We start from the raw sequence: 22,686 nt of genomic DNA on the forward strand, positions 1-22,686 counted from the left end.
CGTGACCGAGAACTCGCCCAGCCCCCGCACCCCGACCGCCGTCGATGCCATCGCCGAGGAGTGGGTCGACACCCTCGGCCGGCTCTCCCCCGGCATCCGCACCTACCTCGGCCTCCCCGGCGACCAGACCGAGCTGGACGACGTCTCGCCCGCCGGCCTCGCCGAGCTCGACGCCGAGCGCACGGCCGTCCTCGCCAGGCTCGCGAAGGCCACCCCGGCCGACGACGTCGACCGCGTGACGATCGCCGCGATGCGCGAGCGGATCGGGCTGGAGTCCGAGCTCTACGACGCCGGCGAGCAGTTCGCCGACCTCAACGTCATCGCCTCCCCCGCCCAGAGCACGCGCGACATCTTCGACCTCATGTCCACCGAGACCTCGCAGGACTGGGAGGTCGTCGCCGCGCGCATGGGCAACGTCCCGCACGCGCTGGAGGGCTGGATCGAGTCGCTGCGCGAGGGCGTCGGGACCGGCATCGTGCCGGCGCAGCGCCAGGTCGAGGCCGTCGCGAAGCAGGCCGACGAGCTCGCGGACATCGACACGTCGTTCTGGTCGAGCCTCGCCACCCGCGGCACCGAGGCGCACCCCGAGCTCGCGGCGGCCCTCACGGAGGGCGCCGAGAAGGCCCGCCGCGGCTACGCGGAGCTCGCCGAGTACCTGCGCGGCGAGCTCATCCACGCCGCGCCGGAGCGCGACGGCGTCGGCCGCGAGCGGTACCAGCTCCACTCCCGCCAGTTCCTCGGCGCGACCGTCGACCTCGACGAGACCTACGAGTGGGGCCTGCAGGAGCTCGCGCGCGTCGTCGCCGAGCAGGAGGAGGCCGCCGCCGAGCTGTACGGCCCCGGCACGACGCCCGAGGACGCCATGGCTCGCCTCGACGCCGACCCCGAGCGCCAGCTCCACGGGACGGACGCGCTCCAGCGCTGGATGCAGGAGACGGCCGACACCGCCATCGCCGCGCTCGAGGGCGCCCAGTTCGACATCCCCGGCCCCGTCCGCACGCTCGAGGCCCGCATCGCCCCGACCCAGAGCGGCGGCATCTACTACACCGGCCCGACCGACGACTTCTCCCGTCCCGGTCGCATGTGGTGGTCCGTCCCGCCGGGCGTCACGGAGTTCGGCACCTGGCGCGAGAAGACGACGGTCTACCACGAGGGAGTCCCGGGGCACCACCTGCAGGTCGCGCAGACCGTCTACCGCCGCGAGCTGCTCAACCGCTGGCGCCGGCTCGTCTCCTGGGTGAGCGGCCACGGCGAGGGCTGGGCCCTGTACGCCGAGCGCCTCATGGCCGATCTCGGCTTCCTCGACGACCCGGCCGACCGCCTCGGCATGCTCGACGGCCAGCGGCTGCGGGCGGCCCGCGTCGTCCTCGACATCGGCGTCCACCTCGGCAAGCCCGCGCCCGAGCACCTCGGCGGCGGGACGTGGGACGCGGAGAAGGCCAAGACGTTCCTCTTCGCCAACGTCAACATGAACGAGGGCTTCGTCCTGTTCGAGCTCGACCGCTACCTCGGCTGGCCGGGCCAGGCGCCGTCGTACAAGATCGGCCAGCGCCTCTGGGAGCAGATCCGCGACGAGGCGGCGGCCCGCGAGGGCGACGCGTTCGACCTGCGCGCGTTCCACCGTCGCGCGCTCGACATCGGCTCGGTCGGGCTCGACACGCTCGCCGAGGCGATGCGCTGAGTCGCGACGCGGGCGACCGATGAGGCCGACGAGCGCCGACGGGACGACGGACGGCGCGACGCCGGACGCGCGGCCGGCACCGGGGGCGCGCCTGCCCCTGGTGCTGGCCTCGGCGTCCCCCGCCCGGCTGGCGACCCTGCGCGCCGCCGGCATCGAGCCGGAGGTGCTCGTCTCGGACGTGGACGAGGACGCCGTGCTCGCGCGGGCGTCGCTCGCGCGGGGGCACGTCCTCACCGTCCCGGAGCAGGTCGCCGTCCTGGCCGAGGCGAAGGCGAGCGCCGTCGTCGCGCGCCGTCGCGCCGGCCGGTTGCGACCGGCCGGCGACGCCGGTGACGCGGGCGGCTCTCGGGACGCCGGGCTCGTCCTCGGCGGCGACTCGCTGCTGGAGCTGGACGGGACGGCGCACGGCAAGCCGGGGACGCCGGCGGTCGCGCGCGAGCGGTGGCGCGCGATGCGCGGGCGCACGGGCACGCTCCACACGGGCCACCATCTCCTCGACCTCGCGACCGGCCGCTCGGCGAGCGGCGTCGCCTCGACGCTGGTCCGGTTCGCCGACGTCACCGACACGGAGATCGACGCCTACGTCGCGACCGGGGAGCCGCTCGCCGTCGCGGGCGCCTTCACGATCGACGGGCTCGGAGGCGCGTTCGTCGAGGGGGTCGACGGCGACCACCACGCCGTCGTCGGTCTGAGCCTTCCGCTGCTGCGCCGGCTGGTCCGCGACCTCGGTCACGACTACCCGTCGCTCTGGACCTGACCCCCTTCCCGACGCCGCGCGCGGCCCGCCCGCGTGTCGAGCTCGACCGTTTGGGGATAATCGACGACGCCCAGCGCATCAGGGCGGGCTCGACAACGACCCTGTTGTAGGTTTCCCACAAGCGGGCACGGAAGTCCTTGCCCGCCTCGACAGACTTCCGGACGCTGGCGCGCTGGCCTTGGGGCAGGCCGGTCCCGAGCGTTACCGTGAGCCGATCGCGAAGGAGTGTGCATGACGTCCGTGCTGCACCGGCCCGCTTCGGGCACCGTTTCCCGTCCCGTCACCCGGGTCCTCGTCGCCAACCGTGGCGAGATCGCCCTCCGGGTGGTCCGCGCCCTTCGCGACGCCGGGCTCGTCTCGATCGCGGTCTACGCCGACTCCGACCGGGACGCCCCGTTCGTCCGCTACGCCGACGAGGCCTTCGCCCTCGGCGGCGCGCGCGCGGCCGAGACGTACCTCGACACGGCCAAGGTGCTCGACGTCGCCCGCCGCGCGGGCGCCGACGCCCTCCACCCCGGCTACGGGTTCCTCTCCGAGAACGCCGACTTCGCCCGCCGCGTCATCGCGGCCGGCCTCACCTGGATCGGTCCCTCCCCCGAGGCGATCGACGCGCTCGGCGACAAGGTCTCCGCCCGCCACATCGCCCAGCGCGCCGGCGCCCCGCTCGTCGCGGGCACGCCCGACCCGGTGGCCTCGGCCGACGAGGTCGTCACGTTCGCGCGGGAGAACGGGCTGCCCGTCGCGATCAAGGCGGCGTTCGGCGGCGGCGGCCGCGGCCTCAAGGTCGCGCGGACGCTGGAGGAGATCCCCGAGCTGTTCGAGTCGGCGACCCGCGAGGCCGTCGCGGCGTTCGGCCGGGGCGAGTGCTTCGTCGAGCGCTTCCTCGACCGGCCCCGCCACGTCGAGACGCAGTGCCTCGCCGATGCGTACGGCAACGTCGTCGTCGTCTCGACGCGCGACTGCTCGCTGCAGCGCCGCCACCAGAAGCTCGTCGAGGAGGCGCCGGCGCCGTTCCTCACCGACGCCCAGAACGCCGAGCTCGTCGCCGCGTCGAAGGCGATCCTGCGCGAGGCCGCCTACGAGGGGGCCGGCACCTGCGAGTTCCTCGTCGGCGTCGACGGCACCATCTCCTTCCTCGAGGTCAACACCCGCCTCCAGGTCGAGCACTGCGTGAGCGAGGAGATCTCCGGGATCGACCTCGTGCGCGAGCAGCTCCGGCTGGCCGCCGGCGAAGAGCTCGGCTACGACGAGGTCGTCACGCGGGGGCACTCCATCGAGTTCCGCATCAACGGCGAGGACCCGACCGCGAACTTCCTCCCCGCGCCCGGCACGCCGACGGCCATCACGTGGCCGTCCGGCCCGGGGGTCCGGGTCGACGCCGGGATCGTCGCCGGCCAGCCCGTGACCGGCAACTTCGACTCGATGCTGGCCAAGATCGTCGTCACGGGCGCGACCCGCCAGCAGGCGGTCGAGCGGGCCCGGCGCGCACTGGGCGAGGCCGAGATCGTCGGGCTCCCGACCGTCCTGCCGTTCCATCGCGCCGTGCTGCGCGAGCCCGCCTTCGCCGGCGTCCCCGGCGAGGCGCAGGAGTCCCTCGGCGTGTGGACGACCTGGATCGAGTCGGAGATGGGACCGCGGCTCGCGACGCTGGAGAAGCCGACCGGGGCCGGCGCGCCTTCCCCCGCCAACGGCACCGGCCCCGACGCGGACGACACGCTCGAGCGCGTCGTCGTCGAGGTCGGCGGGAAGCGGCTCGAGGTCGTCCTCCCGGCGAGCCTCGGCATCCTCGGCGGGGCCGCGAAGGCCCGCAGCCGTCCGGGCCGCTCGCGCCCCGTGCCGCGGGCCGGCGCCTCCGGCGGTGCCGGCGCCGCCGGCGCGTCGGGGAACGCGCTCACCTCGCCCATGCAGGGCACGATCGTCAAGGTCGCCGTCACCGAGGGCGACACGGTCGCCGAGGGCGACCTCGTCGTCGTGCTCGAGGCGATGAAGATGGAGCAGCCGCTGACCGCGCACCGCGCGGGCGTGGTCACCTCGCTCGCCGCCGCGCCCGGGACGGGTGTCTCGGCCGGCGAGGTCCTCTGCCAGATCACCGACCCGGCGTAGCCCCTCCCCCGAGCCCGGCGGGCCACGCCGAGCTCGGCCCACCCGCGCATCGGGTCGACTCACCCGCGCGCCCAGCGTGACGACCTCGGCGTGCCCGGCGCGCGGCCTACCGGTGCGTCCAGCGCGGCCCGTTCGAACCCCCGCGGCGCGCACCGCGACCCAGCCCCGCCCGTCCGCGGGCCGAGGTCAGCACGCCCGGGAGCGGGCTCAGCGAACCTGACCCCGCCGGGGACGACGAAGGCCGGGCTCCGAGGTCGTCGACCCCGGAGCCCGGCCTTCCGTGCTCAGTCCGTCAGCGCGGACCGGCGACGACGCTGCCAGACCACGAGCAGGGCGCCGAGCAGGAGCAGGAGTGCCGCCCCGGCCGCCGCGGCCCCGATCTGGGCCCCCGTCGCCGGCAGCTTGCTCCGGTCGACCTCGCCGGAGGCGGAGTCCGTGCCCGGCGTCGGGTCGTTCGGCGACGTGACGCCCGCCGTGTTGACGATCGTCCCCGACGCGTCGCGCGAGACGTCGACCACGAGCGTCACGACGGCCGACTCACCCACCGCCAGGGTGGTCGTGAGCGTGCACGTCACGAGGTCGCGACCGGCCGTGCCCGACCCGGTCGAGCACTGCCCGGCGTCGTCGGCCACCGCGGCCGAGCGGAGCGTCAGCCCCGCCGGCAGCTCGTCCGTCACGGTCACGGGGCCGGGCTCGGGCGTCGGGCCCTCGTTCGTCACCGTGAGCGTGTACGTCCCCGTCCGACCCGCGACGAGCTGAGCCGTCAGCTCCTTGTCGATCACCAGGTCGGTGAGGGCCGGGACCTCGAGCACGACGGACGACGTGTTGTCCTCCAGCGTGGCGGGGTCCTCCGGCGTCGCCGCGTCGACCGTCGCCGTGTTCACGACCGACGGGTAGGCGGCGGCGAGCACGGTCACCGTGACGGTGATCGTCGGGGCCGTGGCACCAGCGGCGAGCTCCGGGAGCGTGCAGACCACCGGGGTCCCCGTCTCGCCCGCCGCGAGCGCGGCGCAGTCCAGCGTCGCGTCCGTCGAGCCCTCGCCCGAGTCGTCGACCGACACCCCGGTCACCTGGAGCGACGGCGGCACGAGGTCTGAGACCACGAGCCCGCGGGCCGTGGACGGGCCGGCGTTCGAGACGACCAGCTCGTACTCGAGCGCCTGCCCGACCACCGGGCTGCCGAGCGCCGACTTCACGATCGACAGGTCGGCCACCTCCGCGACGGTCCCCGTCGCGGTCGCGGTGTTGTCCTCGAGCGTCGCGGGGTCCTCCGGCGTCGTCGACGTGACCGTCGCCGTGTTGACGATGTCACCCTGGAGCTGCTGGGCCACCGAGACCTCGATCTCGAACGAGATCGTGCCGCCGGCCGCGAGCACACCGCCGTCGGCGACGAGCGCGCAGTCGACCGCCTGGCCCGCCGACGGGTCCGGCTCACCGGGCTCGCCCGGCTCACCGGTCGCGACCTCGCAGGTCCACTCCGGGTCGGTCCCGTCGGCGCCGGGCACGACCCCGACCAGCTCGACCCCGGCCGGCAGCGTGTCGACGAGCGTGACGTCGCGCGCGTCCGACGGACCGAGGTTCGTCACCGTGAGCACGTAGCGTCCCGTCGCCCCGGCCACGAGGTCGGCCGAGACGGCCTTGCCGAGGACGAGATCGACGAGCGTGGTGATCGGCGTCGTGACCTGGGTCGTGTCGTTCTCCAGCGCCTCCTCCGTGTCCGGCTGATCGGTCAGCCCGGGGGCGACGGCGGCGTCGTTGACGATCGGCTCGAGCCAGCCCGAGGCGAGCGTCCCCGTCACGGTGATGACCGGCGCCTGGCCGACGGCCAGGTCGGCGTCCCGCGTGCAGGTGAGGACCTCGCGACCCTCCGCGCCTCCCTCACCGGCGTCAGCGACGCACTCCCAGCCCTCGCCCGCGCCGACGGCCCCGGTCACCCCGAGCGGCAGCGTCTCCGTCACCGTGATCGGGTGCTCCGGGTCGGCGTCGGAGTTGGACGGCCCGAGGTTCGTCACCGTGACGTCCCACGACACCGCGCGACCGGCGACGACGGGGTCCGTCGTCACCTCCTTGGCGATCGCGAGGTCCGCGATCTCGACGATCGGCACCTCGTCCGTGTCCGTGTCGGGCCAGACCTGCTGGTCCGGCTGCGGCGTCAGGCCGGGAGCGACGTTGACCAGGTTCGTCACGCTGCCCGTCAGGGCCTCGTCGAGGTCGACGTTGAGCGTGAGCGTGACGGACGCACCGGCGTCGAGCGACTCGGTCAGCTCGCAGACCACGACCTGGTGGCCGTCGTCGTCGAGGTCGGGCAGCGCGGCGCACGTCGTCCCCTCACCGCCGGAGCCGAGCCCCGGGTCGGTCGAGAGCGTGACACCCAGCGGCAGCACGTCGGTGACGACGATCGGGTCGTCGGCGGTCGCGACCGACCGCGAGGCGCCCTTGTTCGTCACGACGACCGTCCAGGTGAACGGCGTCCCGGCGATCGCCTGGACGGACGGGTCGTGCGACTTCTCGACCGTGAGGTCGGCGTGCGTCACCACCTCGACGTCCGCGGTGTCCTCCGGCGACGTCGGCGAGCTCGGGCTCGTCGCGCTCGCGTCGTTCGTCAGCGTCGAGGCCTCGAGCGCCTGGTCGACGTGCGCGGTGAGGCGCAGCGTCGGCGCCACGACCGGGGCGTCGACCGTCCCGGCCGGCAGCGTCGCGTCGGCCGAGTCGTCGGCCGTGCGCAGCGTGCACGTCACGACCTGGCCGGCGTCCGTCGGCTCCTGCGCGGCGCAGGCCCAGGTGGACCCGCCGGGCGTCACCGTGCCGTGCGAGACGAAGGTCATCCCGACCGGCAGGGTGTCCGTCACGACGACCGGGGCCGCCGCGTCGGACGGTCCGGCGTTCGTCACGTCGATCTCGAACGTCGCGTCGGCACCCGCGTCGACGACCGGCGTCGTCGTGCGCTTGTCGATCCCGAGCGCGGTCCTGGCGACGACGCGCACGTCGTCGTCGTCCCGCGCCGTCGCCGGCTCGTCGGTCTCCGCGTCGAGGGTCGAGGACGTCGCGACGGCCTCGTTCCCGATCAGCGTCGGCGCCTCGTCCGTCCCCTCGGGGACCGAGGAGGCCACCCGGGTGACGAGCGTGATCGTGACCGAGCCGCCGGCCGGGATCGTCCCGAGCGTGCAGGCGAGGTCGGGCGCGCCCGAGCAGGAGCCCTGCTCGGCGATCACCGACCGGAACGCCAGCCGCGGGTCGAGCGTGTCCGCGAGGGTCACGGCCTGCGCGTCGGAGGGGCCGTCGTTGTGGACCACGATCGTCCACGTCACGTCCTCGCCGGCCGTCACCGGGTCGGGCGCGCCCGACTTCTCCACCCGGAGGCTCGCCCGCTGCAGGACGTCGAGCGGGACGGTGCTCGTGTTGTCCTCGAGCGTGGCCGGGTCCTCCGGCGTCGCGCTCGTCACGGTGGCCGTGTTGTCCAGGCCGGCGGCCTGGACGTCCGCGGCGACCAGGACGGGCAGCTCGATGAGCCACGGGGTGGCCCCGGACGCGACGGTCCCGAGCGTCTCCCGGGTGCAGGTGACGGTCTGCCGGCCGTCCTGCTCGCTCGTCGTGCACCCGGCCGGGACGTCGCCGTCGAGCGTGACGCCGGCGGGCAGGGTGTCGCTCACGACGAGGTCGGTCGCCTGGGACGGCCCCTTGTTCGTCACGGCGAGCGTGTAGGTCACGCCCTCACCGCCGGCGATCACCACGTCGGCCGAGACGGTCTTGACGATGGCCAGGTCCGCCTCCTCCCGGGTGTTCACGCCGACCTGCGAGGTGTCCTGGTCCTCACGCCACGCCGAGCTGACGGTCACGACGTTGACGAGGTCCACCGGCGGGTCCGGCATGACGTAGTCGTCGTCGATCCGCACGGCGATCTCGAAGGTCGTCGTCTGGCCGACGCCGAGGACGGGACCGCGGTCGAGGCGCAGGTTCCCGCGCTGGCCCGCGGCCGCCGTGGTGCTCCACGCCCCGCTGTCGGTCTCGGTGAGCTGGACGAACGACGTGTGCGCCGGTGAGGCGTCGACCACGAACACGCCGCGGGCCACCGAGGGACCGGCGTTGGAGACCGCGACCCGGTAGGTGATGACGTCACCCGCCACCGGCGTGCCCTCGGGCGCGGCGATCGACTTCTGGATCGTCAGGGCCTCGCGGACCGCGGTCGGGGTCGTCGTCGTGCTCGTGTTGTTCCCCGTGGAGCCAGCGGGCTCCGGCGTCACGGGCGTGACCGTCGCCGAGTTGACGACCGACCCGCCGGCCGCGACGTCGGCCGGCACCTGCGCGGCGAGCCGCACGACGACCGACTCCCCGACGGCGAGGTCCCGCGTGACGCGGCAGACGAGCGATCCGCCGGCGGGCGCGTCGCAGGTGACGCCGGCCGGGAGGGCCGCCTCGTCGACGACGACGTCCGTGACGTTCGCCGGGAGCGAGTCCGTCAGGAGGATCGGGGCGGCGGAGCTGCCCCGCGAGACGCTCGGTCCGTGGTTCGTCAGCGTGACGCTCCACCCGATCGGCTCACCGGCGACGACGGCGGTGGCCGGCGCGGCGGGGTCGGTCACGGCCTTGACGACGCCGAGGTCGGCCTCGCCCCGGACGATGCCCGGGTCGCTGGAGGTGTCGTTGTCCGGCTGTCGGTCGAGCGTCGTGGCCGAGACCGTCGCGGTGTTGGGCACCTGCGTGCCAGCCGGGACGGACGCCGCGACCGACGCCGCGACCGTCAGCGTGCGGGTCTGGCCGACCGCGAGCTGCTCGTTGGCGTTGCTGCGGACGCAGTCGATCGTGGCCGTTCCGCCGGCCACGACGGCCGGGGCGCAGGTCCACCCCTCGGCGGCCGCGTTCGGCGTCGTCACATTCGTCACGCCCTCGGGCAGCGTGACGACGTCGTGGATCGCGACGCCCACCGCGGCATCGGGGCCGAGGTTGTCCACCGTGAGCCGCCAGGTGCCCGGCGCGGTGGCGCCGGCGACGAAGTCGTCGTTCGCGGACTTGGTCACCCGCAGGTCGGCCAGCGCGATGTTCGCCGTCGCCGACCCCCGCGTGCCGACGTACGAGCCGGAGCCGCCGTTGTACGACGTGCCGCCCGTGCGGTCGGTGACGTTGGCCGCCGTCGCGTCGTTCGTGTGGTCGACGGACATGCCGGCGGCCGCGGTGGTCAGCGGCGTCGCGAGGTAGCGGATCACCACCGACTGACCGGGCGCGAGGTCGACGCCGGAACCACCGACACCGGCCCAGGTGAGCACCCGCGCGTCGATCGACGGGTCGGCGAGCGCCACGGGGGCTGCGCCGCGCACCGAGACCGTCGCGGAGCCGGGCACGAACGCCCAGTCGGCCGGGAGCGTGTCGACGGCGTCGAGCGAGACCGCGACGGCGCCCGTGCGGTTCGCGTCCGACGCGCGGTTGGTCAGCGTGATCGTGTACTCGACCTCCTGGCCGATGTAGACCGGGTTGCCCGTCACGCGGCGCTTCACCGTGTCGACGAGCGGGAACTGCGGGGTGACCGTCGTCGTGGAGGTGGCCGTTGCCGTGTAGTCGCGACCGCCGCTCGGCAGGGAGCTCCACCCCGTGGCGCCCGCGCGGTTGACCAGCCCGGCGCCGGTGAGGCTGCTCGCCGGCGCGAGCTTCGCGGAGTAGGAGAAGGTCTGCGGCGTCCCCGGGACGAGCTGGGCGATCGTCCACGTGATGGTGCGGGCACCCGCGTTCCAGGTCCCGGTGAGCGCGCCCGACGTGATCGTCGCGCCGTCGGCGAGGGGGGTGCCCGACGCGTCGGCGACGGGGACGACCCCGGCCGGGACCGTGTCGACGACCGTGACGCCGTAGGCCGTCACGTTGCGCCGGTTCGAGGCGGTGTCGGTCGTCACCGCGGCGGCCTGGACCGAGTAGGTGAACACGTCACCCTGGGCCGGCCGGGTGTTCGTGACCGACTTCTGCGTCGAGACGGTGGGCTCGCGGACCGTGACCGACGCGGCCACCTCCGAGCCGGAGATGTCCCAGGTCCCGCCGCTGCTCGTGGGCGGGGTGCCGTCGGAGGACGCGTTCCACCGGGGCTGCGCCGCGTTCGTCAGGGTCTGCGAGTGGACCGGGTACCCACCGCTGGCGACGGTGTTCACCACGGTGTCGTAGGTGACCGTGACGGTGCGGGTGCCACCCGCCTGGGTGACGTCGCCGAGGAGGAACGCCACGCGCTCGCGGTTGTTCGACGTCGTCGACGCGAGCTGGGTGACCGCACAGAGCGACGGGTCGGTCGTCCACGAGCACGTCACCGTGACGTTCGTCGGCGAGCCGACGCCGCGCGGCAGCAGGTCGACGAGCGCGAAGTCGTAGACCGAGGTCTCACCGGGGATGTCGGCGCGCACGGTCCACCGGATCGTCTGGCCGGGGACGGCGCTGCCCGCCGGCTGGTTCCCGGGCGCACCGAGGACCTGGGCCGACTTGGCGCCGGTCACGTTGGCGATCCGGACCTCGGCCCCGTCGGAGCTCGTGTAGGTCCGCTCGCCGTCGACGACGCCGGGCATCGACGTCGCGGTGAGGTCGGCGCGGTTGGCGAAGACGTTCCCGGCCGCGGCGGTCTCGTCGACCGTCGTGGCGAGGAACAGGTCGAGCGTGCCGTTCGCGGGGACGTCACCGACCGTCCAGGTGATCTGGCTGCCGCCGTTGGCGCACGAGCCGGCGGCGCCGATGGCGACGCTGCCCTGGGGCGCCGTCCCCACCTGCGTGACGTCGCCCAGCCGTGCCGGGACGCAGTCCGTCACGACGGTGTCGTGCGCCGTGGACCGGCCGGCCGGGTTGGTGACGCGGATCGTGAAGAAGGCGGTCGCGCCGCCCGTGGTCGTGATCGACACGTCGTTGCCGGGCACCGAGGTGGTCGGCTGGGGGGTCGAGACGTACTTGCGGACGGCCGGGGCCGGCTCGACGACGCCGAGCGTCGCGACCGCGCTGTCGCGCAGGACGGGCGAGCCGGCGACGGTCGAGGAGCTGGTGAACGTCGCGGTGTTCGGGATCGTGACGCCGTGCTGGTTCGCCGGGACGTCGCGCACCTTCGCCGTGAAGCCGATCGTGAACGTCACGGGGTCACCGGTCGTGTTGGTCCAGGTCGTCGGGAAGAGCAGGCGCCCGTCCTCGCACAGGACGAACTGCGACCCGTCGGCGCTGGCGACGCACTCCGCGCTCGCGTCCGTCGGCGCCGAGGCTCCGAAGGTCGGGAAGCCCTGGATCGACGGCGTGCCGACCTGCTCGAACCGGTCCATCGGGAGGGCGTCGTCGAGCACACCGTTGAACACGGACGTGTACGGCGGGACGGTGACGGAGTAGTGGTACACCGCCCACTCCCCGATCGTCGCGGTCGCGGGGGCGCCGATGCCGCCGTTCTGGGTCGCGTAGACCGTCTTGGCGACCGTGGCGTTCGCAAGCCGGAGCGTCGCGGTGTCGCTGGCCTCGGGGGCGTTCTTCGTCTCGTCCGGGTAGGCGCCGACCGGGTTGGTCGGGTAGTACGGAGCGGTCGTCGGCGCGATGCCGTCGGTCGTGGGCGCGGTGTAGCGGGTGACCGCGGCCGTGTTCGTGTGCTCCGTGCCGATCGACAGCGGCGACGGGACGTCGAGGTCGTAGGTGATGCGGAGCGTCTCGCCCGGCTCCCAGAGCTCGTCGCCGTCGCTGCCCGTGCCCGCCTCGAGCGCCGTGCGCAGCGAGGGGCCGGTCAGCTTCCAGACGATCGTCGCCGGGATGCTGCCGACGGCGGGCGTGCAGACCTCGAAGGCCGGGGAGACCGTGGCGTCCAGGAGGTCGTCGCAGGAGAAGCCGGTGGGCAGCACGTCCCACACCTCGACGGAGTCGAGCGGGTAGTCAGTCCGGTTCTCGGCGGTCCCGCGGTGCGCGACGTCGACCGTGAAGGTCACGACGCTCGACTCGTTCACGTCCCGGACGCTCACGCCGTCGGCGAGCTTCTCGGTCGCGAGCGGCACGGGCGGGGCGAGCGTGAGGTCCACCTGGTCGCGCAGACCGACGACGCGGCCGTGGCCGTCCGTGTAGCGCATCTTCGCGAGGTTGCCCGTGACGTCGGGGACGTTCTGGCTGACCTCGGTGACGCGGGCGAGGACGACGAGGGTGAGCACCTCGCCGCGCTCGACCACGCGGGAGGAGCCGAGCTGGTCCCCCAGCAGCCACGACGCGACGGCCGGGTCGGGCTGGGTGATCGTCACGGTGTTGGCCGGGACCGCGGGCGACGTGCCCGACTCCGGGGCACCGGCGCCGGGGGCCCAGCCGACCAGCTCGGTGCCCTCGGGCAGGAAGTCGACGAGGCGGACGTCGCGCGTCGCGACACCCGCCGGGAAGACGGAGCTGATCGTGAAGCAGACGAGGTCGCCGAGCTGAAGGTTGGGGCCGCCCTCGCCCACCCACTCGGACGCCGGCGCGGTGCCGTCGGCGCAGGTCAGGTTCGTCATCGCCTGACCCGGCGTCGCGGGCGCGGTGGCGCTGATCCGGACGCGCTCGGGGTTGGACCAGACGGTCTTGTCCATCGAGACGTCGCCCGTGCTGAGCTCGGCCGCCGAGCCGTTCGTGCCCGTGACGAGGTCGTCGTCGACCGTGTTCTCCTCGGTCGGCGTGAGGTCGCCGGTGACCTGCGCGGTGTTGACGAAGCCGTCGCCGACCGACGTGAGCGAGCCGTCCTGGTAGCTCTCGCGCATGTGCACCTGGTAGGAGATCGCCTCTTCGAGGTCCTCGGGCTCGACCCCGTCGGCGAGCGCGAACGTCACGGTGAACGTGCCGTTGGCGCCCACGACGACGCCCGTCATCGTCCCGCCCGTGACGCTCCCGTCGGTCGCGGCGGTGCCCGGCTGCGGGCAGTCGGCCGGCCACGCGGCCCCCGTCACGTCGACGCCGGCGGGCACGATCGGGCACATGCCGTTCGGGACGGTGTCCGTCACGACGACGTCGGCGGCGTCGACGTACTGGCTGGAGCGGACGTGCAGGGTGAACGTCGCGCGCTCACCAGCGTGGAAGTCACCCGCCGCGCTCGTCTTCACGGCGCCGAGGTCGAGCAGCGTCGCGGTCGCGGTGTCGCTCGTCTCCACGGAGGTCGAGGCGCCGGCGGCGACGTCGCCCCCGTAGGTTCCGGTCGCGGTCGCCGTGTTGCGGATCGCGTCGCCGGAGCCGCCCGGGCGGGTGGGCTCGCCGTCCTGCGTGCCGTCCGGCGCGGTGATGGTCCGCAGCCCGACGTAGGCGTCGTAGGTCAGCGTCGTGACCGAGGCCCCGGGCAGGTCGCCGAGGTTCCAGGTGAGCTGCGTGTAGACCGCGCCGTCGATGGTGACGATCTCGCGGGTGCAGCCGTCGGAGCAGCCGGTCACGACGTACTCGGCCGGCACCCGGTCCACGACGACGACGTCGTTCGTCCCGGCCACCTGCGCCGTGCGGACGGTGAGCGTGTACCGCGTGGCGTTGTCCGGCCCGCGGTACACCTCGCTCTCGGCGTCGTCGTTGGTCTTGGTCAGCTCGAGCGGGATGACGTCGAGCTCGACGGCGTCGTCGCCCCAGCCGTCCGTCGCGTCGACCGTCGGCGGACCGACCGGCGGGACCGTGATCCGCGGGACGACGCGCTCGTTGCTGTTGGCGTAGACGCCGGCGTCCACGGTGAAGCTGGAGCCGGCCGGGTAGGCGGCGGGGTCGGCGGTGACCGGGACCGAGATCTCCAGCTCGGAGCCCTTGGGCACGTCGGTCACGTTGTCCCACACGAGCGCCGTGGCCGTGACGGCGGGGACGCCCGGCGAGGCGGGGGTGACGACGTACGTCACCTGGCGGGGCTCGCCGAGGCCCTGGATGCCCGAGGCGCCGCCGGCGTAGGCGATGCCGGGCGGGAGGACGACGACGATGCTCGCGTTGTAGAGGTCGGCGCCCGGCCCGTCGACGGGATAGGCGGCGGTGACGCGGACGGTGCCGGTCGCGCCCGCGAGGACGTCCGTGCCCGAGTCCGTGACGGTCAGCGGGTTGGTGTTCTGCGCGGCGGCCGGCGTTCCCGGCGCGTCCGCGAGCGCCGGGGCGAACGCCCCGGGGAGCACGACGCCGAGCGCCAGGACCAGCGCGGCCACGACGGTCGCGACGATCCCTCGCCGCCGACTCGATCCGGCCGACCCGTCCCCCCGGGTCGCGCCGACAATGTCCATCCCTACGGTGCGCAGCACGAAGATTCCCCACTCACTGTTCGTTCCACCCCACGCGGAACGAGTCCCCCACTCCACGCCAGACGGCGCAGGCGTCACCGATCCTAGGCTGGAACGGCTCCCGCGTCTCGACAACCGAGAGCGCTTCCGGATGGCCCGGGGAGACCCAGATCACAGGGGTCGGAAGGGTGCGCCGGGTTGGGACGCACCGGCACCGGTTGAGGCGGTCCGCTCGGCCCGGCGACCACCACGGACGCTGCTCCGACGCTGCTCGGGTCCCGCCCCTGGTCCCACCCCGCGAGACGGCGGCGCGGCTACGCTGGGCGGCATGTCCACCACCCCGACGCCCGACGCGGCGACCCCTGAGCCGACGGGCCGAGCCGCCGAGCCAACCGAGCCCACCGCCGGCAGTGGGAGCGAGGCGGCCGGGCGGACCGCGTGGGGCATCGGGCTCGCGAGCGTGAGCGAGCTCGACGGAGCGACGCTCGACGTCCGCTACCCCTACCTCGGCCTCGGCGCCGCCCCGGCCGCGAGCCCCTGGGACGCCCCGGCCGAGCTCGGCGCGCTCGAGCGGATGGACCCGGCGCGTCGGGTGCGCTCGCGCGTCGTGCGGACCGTGGTCGACCTCGACGCGGCGCCGACCGACGCCGCCGACGTCTACCTCCGGCTCCACCTGCTGTCGCACTGCCTCGTCGCGCCGAACACGATCAACCTCGACGGTGTCTTCGGGCTGCTCGCCAACGTCGTGTGGACCTCGGCCGGGCCGTGCAGCCCCGTCGACTTCGAGAGCACCCGCCTGCGCCTCCTCCTCGCGCACCCGGGCCTCACGGTCCACGGCGTCGACCGGTTCCCGCGCCTGACCGACTACGTCCTGCCGCCGTCCGTCCGGATCGCCGACGCCTCACGCGTCCGGCTCGGCGCGCACCTCGCGCCGGGCACGGTCGTGATGCACGAGGGCTTCGTCAACTTCAACGCCGGGTCGCTCGGCACCGCGATGATCGAGGGTCGGGTCTCGCAGGGCGTCGTGCTCGGCGACGGCACGGACATCGGCGGCGGGGCCTCGATCATGGGCACGCTGTCGGGCGGCGGTCGCGAGCGGGTCGGCCTCGGCGAGCGCTGCCTGCTCGGCGCGAACGCCGGGCTCGGCGTCGCGCTCGGCGACGACTGCGTGGTCGAGGCCGGCCTCTACGTCACCGCCGGCACCAAGGTCACGGTGATCGGCTCCCTCGCCGACGACCTCGGTCTCACCGGCGAGGCGTCGGGGGAGACGTCGGACGACGCGTCCGGCGCGACCCGGGTCGCCCGCGACGACGCCGGCCGCCCGGTGGTGGCGGCGCGTGTCCTGTCCGGCGTCGACGGCGTGCTGTTCCGCCGCAACTCGCTCACGGGCGGTGTCGAGGCGCTCCCGCGGAAGGCTCGCACCGTCGAGCTCAACGCGGCGCTGCACGCCCCGTGAGCGTCAACGCGCAGCGCCCCCGGGCCTCCCGGCGTCGCCTGCTCGTCCGCTGGATCCTCGTCCTCACGGCGCTCGCCGTCGCCCTCGCCCTCGCCATCGGGGCCGTCGTGCTGGGGCTGCGCAGCCTCGAGCCGGCGGCGCAGGTCAGCCCCGAGTGCGTCGCCGGCGAGTACCGGGTGGCACCGGACCAGGCCGCCAACGCGGCGCTCATCGTCGGGACGACCGTGCGCCGCGGGCTGCCGGCGCGCGCCGGGACGATCGGCATCGCGACGGCGCTGCAGGAGTCCTGGATGCGCAACATCGACTACGGCGACCGGGACTCGCTCGGGATGTTCCAGCAGCGTCCGTCCCAGGGCTGGGGGACGCCCGAGCAGGTGATGGACCCCGTGTACGCCGTCAACATCTTCTACGACCACCTCGTCGCCGTGCCCGGCTACACCGAGATGGCCGTGACCGAGGCGGCGCAGGCCGTCCAGCGCAGCGGCTTCCCCGACGCGTACGCCCAGCACGAGGAGCTGGCGCGCGCGTTCGCCTCGGCGCTCACCGGGTGGACCGAGGCCGACCTGCGCTGCGTGCTCGACCCGTTCGACGGCGACCCGGCCGCGGTGGCACCGGCCGTCGTCACGCGTCTGGAGCGGGACTACGGCGTGGTCGGCACCGTGACGACGCTGAGCACCGCGAGCACGCCGTCGTCCGGGTCCCGGGGTGCCGGCGACGCCGCGCGGGCCGAGGCCGGCTGGGCCGACGTCGCGATCCTCGACGCCCGCTCGCTGGGCCGTCCGGACGAGGACACGACGCGGCTCGCCTGGGCGATCGCCCAGGGCGCGGTCGCCGGCGCCGTCGACACGGGAGCCGGGACGGTGCGCGTGGCCGCCTCCGTGTGGGAGCGCGAGACGGGACGCTGGCGGGCGGCGGGCGAGAACGAGGCGGTGCCCGAGCTGGGCATGGTCGTCGTCGCCCCCTGACTCAGCGGGTGGGACGGTCCTGGACCGGGACGAAGTCCCGCTCGAGCGGACCCGTGTAGACCTGGCGCGGCCGGGCGATCTTGGTGCTCGGGTCCTGCATCATCTCGCGCCACTGGGCGATCCAGCCGGGCATCCGGCCGATCGCGAACAGCGGGGTGAACATCGACGTCGGGAAGCCCATCGCGCGGTAGATGAGGCCCGTGTAGAAGTCGACGTTCGGGTAGAGCTTGCGCTCGACGAAGTAGTCGTCCGCCAGGGCGATGCCCTCGAGCTCCATCGCGATGTCGAGCAGCTCGTCCCGCTTGCCCATCGAGGAGAGCACCTCGTCCGCCAGCTTCTTGACGATCGCCGCGCGCGGGTCGTAGTTCTTGTAGACGCGGTGCCCGAAGCCCATGAGTCGCGCGCCCGACGACTTGTCCTTGACCTTCGTCATGAACTCCGAGACGGCGACGCCGGAGTCGCGGATCTCCTCGAGCATCGCGAGGACGGCCTCGTTCGCGCCGCCGTGCTTGGGGCCGGCGAGCGCGCTGATCCCGGCGGAGACGGACAGGAACAGGTTCGCCCCGGCCGACCCGACGTTGCGGACCGTCGACGTGGAGCAGTTCTGCTCGTGGTCGGCGTGCAGCAGCAGGAGGACGTCGAGCGCGCGGACCATCGCGGGGTCCGGCTCCCAGCGCCGGTGCGGTCCGACGGACAGGCGCAGCATGTCCGCCACGTAGCCGATCTCGGGCGCGACGTCGGGCTTGTCCTGGTGCCGCGCGTGCCGCAGGGCGTACGCCATGAGCGTCGGCGCCTTTGCCAGCAGCAGCACGGTGGCGAGGTCCATCTGCTCGGCGCTCGTGATGTCGAAGACCTCGTGGTAGTGCCCCGGCATGGCGGCGACCGCCGAGGAGAGGATCGCCATCGGGTGCGCCTCGCGCGGGAACGAGGAGATGAGGCGCTGGTAGTCGTCGTGCACGTGGGTGTGCCGGAGGATCCGGTCCTCCCACTCGAGCGCCTCCTCGGCCGTCGGCAGCTCGCCGTGGCTCAGCAGGTAGCCCGTCTCGAGGTAGCTCGAGCTCTCCGCGAGCTGCTCGATGGGGTAGCCGCGGTAGCGCAGGATGCCCGCGTCGCCGTCGATGTAGGTGATCGCCGAACGGCACGCCGCCGTGTTCATGAACCCGGGGTCGTACGTCACCATCCCGGTCGTGCCGAGGAGCGAGTTGATCGAGAGACCCGAGGCCCCCTCGACCGCCGGCACCACCGAGAGCTCGAGGCTCGTCTCGTCGACGGTCAGCGTCGGGGTGGCCGTCGGGATCGTGTCGGGGGTGTCGGTCGCCGTCATCGGAGCTCCGTTCGCAGTGGTGCCGGTCCTGCCAGGCGCGCACCACCGGCGGGGCGGCGCGATGCCACGGAAGGGCAAAGATCAGGTGTCGATTGTCTCACGCCGAGGCGCGCGGACCCGCGAGAGCCGAGAGCCGCTCAGCGGCCGCGGCGACGTCGGCGTCCGATGCCGTCAGCGAGACGCGCACGTGGTCGCCGGCCGCCGGACCGTAGAAGATCCCGGGTCCCGCCACGATCCCGAGGTCGGCCAGCAGCTCCATGACGGGCCAGCACAGCGGTCCACGGGACGCGTCGCCGCCGGTCCCGCGCGCGGCCAGCAGCTCCTCGAGCCCGGCCCCCGGGCGCACCCAGAGGTACAGGCCGGCCTCGGAGTGGTCGATGACGAAGCCGGCGGCCTCCAGCGCCGGGGCGAGCAGCTCGCGGCGCGCTGCGTACCGCGCGACCTGCTCGACCACGTGCTCCCGGTCGCCGAGCGCGACCTCCATCGCGCGCTGCACGGGCGCCGGCGGCATCATCCCGAGGTGCCGGCGCTGCTGGAGCAGCCGGTCGACCAGGTCCGCGTCGCCCGCGACGAACGCGGCGCGGTAGCCCGCGAGGTTCGACTGCTTGGAGAGCGAGTAGACCGACAGCAGCCCCGTGTGGTCGCCGGAGCTGACCGCGTCCTCGAGCACGCACGGCACTCCCCCGCCGGCCGAGCGCGGCAGCGACCACGGCTCGGTCCACGGCAGCATCGCGTAGCACTCGTCGCTCGCCACGACGGCGCCGACGGCGCGCGCCGCGCGCACGGTTGCCGCCATCAGCTCCCGCGGGAGGACCTCGCCGGTCGGGTTCGCCGGGGAGTTGAGCCAGACGAGGCGGACCGCCGGGTCCCCGGCCCACTCGGACGGATCGTCGGAGGCGAGCACGTCGGCACCGGCGAGGCGCGCGCCCACCTCGTACGTCGGGTACGCCATCGTCGGGACGACGACGACGTCACCCGGCCCCAGCCCGAGCTGGCTCGGCAGGAGGGCGACGAGCTCCTTCGAGCCGATGGTCGGCAGGACGGCCTCGGGACGCAGCCCGCTGACGCCGCGCTCGCGCGCGTACCAGTCCACCACGGCGCGGCGCAGCGAGGCTGGACCGGCGACGGTCGGGTAGCCGTGCGCGTCCGCCGCCGCGCGCAGCGCGTCCTGGACGAGCGCCGGGGTCGGGTCGACGGGGGTGCCGATCGACAGGTCGACCGGGCCGCCGGGGTGCCGGCCGGCGCGCTCGCGCAGGGGCACGACGGCGTCCCAGGGGTAGGCGACCCCCAGCTCGTGGAAGCCCATCCGCGGTCTAGTCCTCGACCTGCGGGGGGAGCGCCTGGACGTAGGGGGCGTCCGTGGGGATGAGCCCGAGCTTGGCGGCGCCGCCGGGCGAGCCGAGGTCGTCGAAGAAGTCGGCGTTGACGGCGGTGAAGACGGACCACTCCGACGGGACGTCGTCCTCGTAGTAGATCGCCTCGACCGGGCAGACCGGCTCGCACGCGCCGCAGTCGACGCACTCGTCCGGGTGGATGTAGAGCGAGCGTTCCCCCTCGTAGATGCAGTCGACGGGGCACTCGTCGACGCACGCCTTGTCCTTGACGTCGACGCACGGCAGCGCGATCACGTAGGTCACTGGGGATTCCTTCCAACACTCCTGCCACCAGTATCGCAGGCCGGTGGGACACTTCCTGGATGGAGAGGCTGCAGCTCGGGGAGCGGGTGGTGATCCGCTACCGCCTGCCGAACGACACGTCGGACGGGCTCGGGCCGAGCCTGTCCGACGCCCTCGGACGCCTGGTCGAGCTGCGTCCGGACGCCGTCGTCGTCCAGACGAGGCGGGGGCCGGTGACCATCCCGCACGACGCCATCCTGCTCGTCAAGCGGGTCCCGCCGCCCCCGCCACCGCGGGGACGCACGCGCCCGGTGGATCCGCCGCGTCCGCTCGCCTGAGCGGCGCCGGCCGCGGGTGGCGCCGGGATCAGCCCTCGGCCGGAGCCTCCGGCGTCGGCGGCGGCAGCGTCGCGGGGTCCGGCCCGCAGACCACCTTGGGCCACGCCGTGTAGGTCCACGACAGCGTGCCCGACGCCTCGGTGTCCACCACGCCGTCGCGCGAGACGGTCCGCTCGACGTTGATCGAGAAGCCCTGCTTCCCGCCCGACTCGGCCTGGCAGTTGGCCTTCGTGTTGTAGATCGTCTTCGAGGACGTGAAGTTGTACTTCGCGCCCGAGACGATCTCCACGTCCCAGTAGGGGACGCTCCACAGCTTGACCCACGTCCGGCTGTCCGCGACGCCCGCCTGCATGAGGATCGGGTACGGCGTGTTGTTCCGCCAGCGCATGTCGAGGCCCGGGTCGTTCACGGTCGCCTCGCGCCCAGGCGGGTAGCGGTCGAACCAGCGCGTGTGCGGCCGGTGCTCGACGTCGACCATCCCCGCCTCGAACGCGGCGTTGAACGTCGTGGTCGAGAGCTGCGAGAGGCCGCCGCCGGCGACGTCGACGACGAGCCCCTGGTCGACGCCGTGCGAGACGTTGTACCCGTTGGCCGTCGAGATCGGGCCGATGGTGCCGAGCAGCGAGAACTCCTGGCCCGGCATGACGACGGTGCCGGTGATCCGGCCCGTCCCGATGACGAGGTTCTCGGTGCGCGGCGGGTCGTAGGGCATCGGGGTCGAGAACTCCCCAATCACCTCGAGCGGGCCGAGCGCCTCGGCGGCGGCCGTCGTGAACTCGGGCTCGGCCGAGACGAGCTCGGCCGTCGCGACGCGTCCCGTCGGCTCGATCGCCGCGGCGGCCACGACGTCGGCGATCTGCTGCGCGTCGATCCCGGTCCCCTCGACGGCCGGCACCACGGTCGGAACGCCGTCGACGAACTGGAAGCTCGCGTCCTTCGGCTCGCCGCCGAGATCCGGCAGGCCCGTCGCGACGACCTCGGCCACCTTCGTCGGGTCGACGACGAGCTCGAACGCCCCGTCCGCGCCGACGAGCGAGGAGATCTCCGTCAGGGTCACGGGCTCGATCGCGAGCTGCTGCTCCCCCGCCTGGAGCGTGACGGGCGCGGACATCATCGGGTCGACGATCGTCGACATCGCCGCGTCGACGGCGGCCTGATCGAGGTCGGGCGTGACGACGGAGAGCGGCAGGTCGAGCGAGCCCTCGGCGGTCAGCCAGTCCTCGGAGATGATCGCGACGGCGCCCGGGACGTCGAGCTCGGCCCCGTCGACCGGGTCGGTCACGACGGCGCGGCCGTCGGCGAACACGATCGCCGCGTCCTGCGGCGCGACCGCGACGTAGGACGCGGCCTCGTCGAGCTGCTCCTCGAGCGCGGCCTGGTCGACGTGGGTCACGGCCTCGACGTCGACGGTGCCGGCGAGTCGCTCCCAGATCACCCGCGGGTCCCAGGACCGGCCGGTGATCTGACCGACCGACGCCTCCGGGTCGTAGGTCAGTCCGGCGGCGGCCGGCTCGATCGTCGCCTCGATCTCGCCGATGGTGAGCGGGATGGCCGCGTCGGCGCGCGGGTCGAACGCGGCGCGGACGGTCGAGACCGCATCCGAGGTCGTCATGCCGCCGACGTCGACGCCGGAGACGGTCGCGTTCGGCGGCGTCCGGTCGGCCGTGTAGAACACGCCGCCCAGGTACACGCCGGCGAGCACGACGATCCCGATGCCGACCCCCGTCAGGACCTTCCAGGTCCGTCCGCTGCGGCGCTCCTCCGGCATCTCGTCGAGCAGGCCGGCGGGCGTGTCGTCGCCCCCGTCGCTGTCGTCGCCACCGTCGTCGGAGCCGGTCTCGGGCAGGACCTCGGTACGCTCCGGCTCGGCGGCCGCCAGCGGCACGACGGTGGTCGCCTCCGCGTCGTCGGTCGCCTCGGTCGCCTCCGCGTCGTCGGTCGCCTCGGGGACCGCTGGCACGAGGGTGGTCGCCGCGGGGTCGAGGTCCGGCTCACCGGCCTCGGGCTCGACGGCCTCGGGCTCGGCCGGGAGCGGCGCGATGACGTCGGTCAGCTCGGCGTCGCTCTCGGGACGGTCGGGCTCGGCGTCCTCGGGAAGGCCGCCCGACTCGAGGCTCGCCTCGGTCTCGACGCCCTCGTCGTCCTCGACGACGACCGCGTCCTCGATGCCGTCCTCCACGATCGGCGGGACGATCTCGGTGCGCTCGGCGGCGCTCTCCGGCAGCTCGACCTCACCCGACTCGGGGGTGGTGACTGGCTCGGTCACGTCCGGGTGCT

At 74.1% G+C, this 22,686-nt stretch carries 11 protein-coding genes; 6 read left to right on the forward strand and 5 right to left on the reverse strand.

From position 1 onward, the window contains the following. The first annotated feature begins 1 nt into the window (after position 1). From EDD28_RS01675 to EDD28_RS01685, 3 genes are all read left to right on the forward strand, one after another. Positions 2–1,681 (forward strand): DUF885 domain-containing protein, encoded by a 1,680-nt coding sequence (locus EDD28_RS01675; RefSeq protein WP_123739861.1) that lies wholly within the window; start codon positions 2–4, stop codon positions 1,679–1,681. Between the two features lie 19 nt (positions 1,682–1,700). After that, a complete protein-coding gene (locus EDD28_RS01680) occupies positions 1,701–2,438 on the forward strand; it encodes a Maf family protein (protein ID WP_123738050.1) in 738 nt (245 codons plus the stop codon). 231 nt (positions 2,439–2,669) lie between these two features. Next, positions 2,670–4,541 carry an ATP-binding protein gene (locus tag EDD28_RS01685; protein WP_123738051.1) on the forward strand — a complete coding sequence of 624 codons (1,872 nt, stop codon included), beginning with the start codon at positions 2,670–2,672 and terminating at the stop codon, positions 4,539–4,541. A 284-nt stretch (positions 4,542–4,825) separates the two neighbouring features. Here the strand turns inward: EDD28_RS01685 and EDD28_RS01690 are convergent, their stop codons facing one another. Then, on the reverse strand, positions 4,826–14,713 hold the full coding sequence (locus tag EDD28_RS01690) for a DUF7933 domain-containing protein (RefSeq protein WP_148059514.1): 9,888 nt from the start codon (positions 14,711–14,713) through the stop codon (positions 4,826–4,828). A gap of 325 nt (positions 14,714–15,038) precedes the next feature. Between EDD28_RS01690 and EDD28_RS01695 the strand changes: the two genes are divergently transcribed. Next, the gene (locus tag EDD28_RS01695; RefSeq protein ID WP_123738053.1) at positions 15,039–16,166 is read left to right on the forward strand and encodes a DapH/DapD/GlmU-related protein; all 1,128 of its coding nucleotides are present in this window, start codon (positions 15,039–15,041) and stop codon (positions 16,164–16,166) included. Then, complete coding sequence (locus EDD28_RS01700) at positions 16,163–17,131, forward strand: hypothetical protein (protein WP_245967870.1); 969 nt, start codon at positions 16,163–16,165, stop codon at positions 17,129–17,131. The genes EDD28_RS01695 and EDD28_RS01700 overlap by 4 nt, the downstream gene beginning before the upstream one ends. Before the next feature lies 1 nt (position 17,132). Here the strand turns inward: EDD28_RS01700 and EDD28_RS01705 are convergent, their stop codons facing one another. The 3 genes from EDD28_RS01705 to fdxA form a co-directional block, all read right to left on the reverse strand. Continuing rightward, positions 17,133–18,455 carry a citrate synthase gene (locus tag EDD28_RS01705; protein WP_123738054.1) on the reverse strand — a complete coding sequence of 441 codons (1,323 nt, stop codon included), beginning with the start codon at positions 18,453–18,455 and terminating at the stop codon, positions 17,133–17,135. Positions 18,456–18,552: 97 nt separating this feature from the next. Then, entirely contained in the window at positions 18,553–19,761 is a 1,209-nt protein-coding gene (gene dapC, locus EDD28_RS01710; RefSeq protein ID WP_123738055.1) for a succinyldiaminopimelate transaminase, read from the reverse strand. Positions 19,762–19,768: 7 nt separating this feature from the next. Next, positions 19,769–20,092, reverse strand: coding sequence for a ferredoxin (gene fdxA / locus EDD28_RS01715; RefSeq protein ID WP_123738056.1), 324 nt, complete (start codon positions 20,090–20,092; stop codon positions 19,769–19,771). Between the two features lie 59 nt (positions 20,093–20,151). Between fdxA and EDD28_RS01720 the strand changes: the two genes are divergently transcribed. Beyond that, a complete protein-coding gene (locus EDD28_RS01720; protein WP_123738057.1) occupies positions 20,152–20,409 on the forward strand; it encodes a putative acetyltransferase in 258 nt (85 codons plus the stop codon). A 28-nt stretch (positions 20,410–20,437) separates the two neighbouring features. On the opposite strand, the gene EDD28_RS01725 is transcribed toward EDD28_RS01720, so the two are convergent. Next, positions 20,438–22,675, reverse strand: a complete 2,238-nt coding sequence (locus EDD28_RS01725) for a VanW family protein (RefSeq protein ID WP_123738058.1) — start codon at positions 22,673–22,675, stop codon at positions 20,438–20,440. Positions 22,676–22,686 lie beyond the last annotated feature (11 nt).

It is taken from the genome of Salana multivorans, from assembly GCF_003751805.1.
GTDB classification, from domain to species: Bacteria; Actinomycetota; Actinomycetes; order Actinomycetales; family Beutenbergiaceae; genus Salana; species Salana multivorans.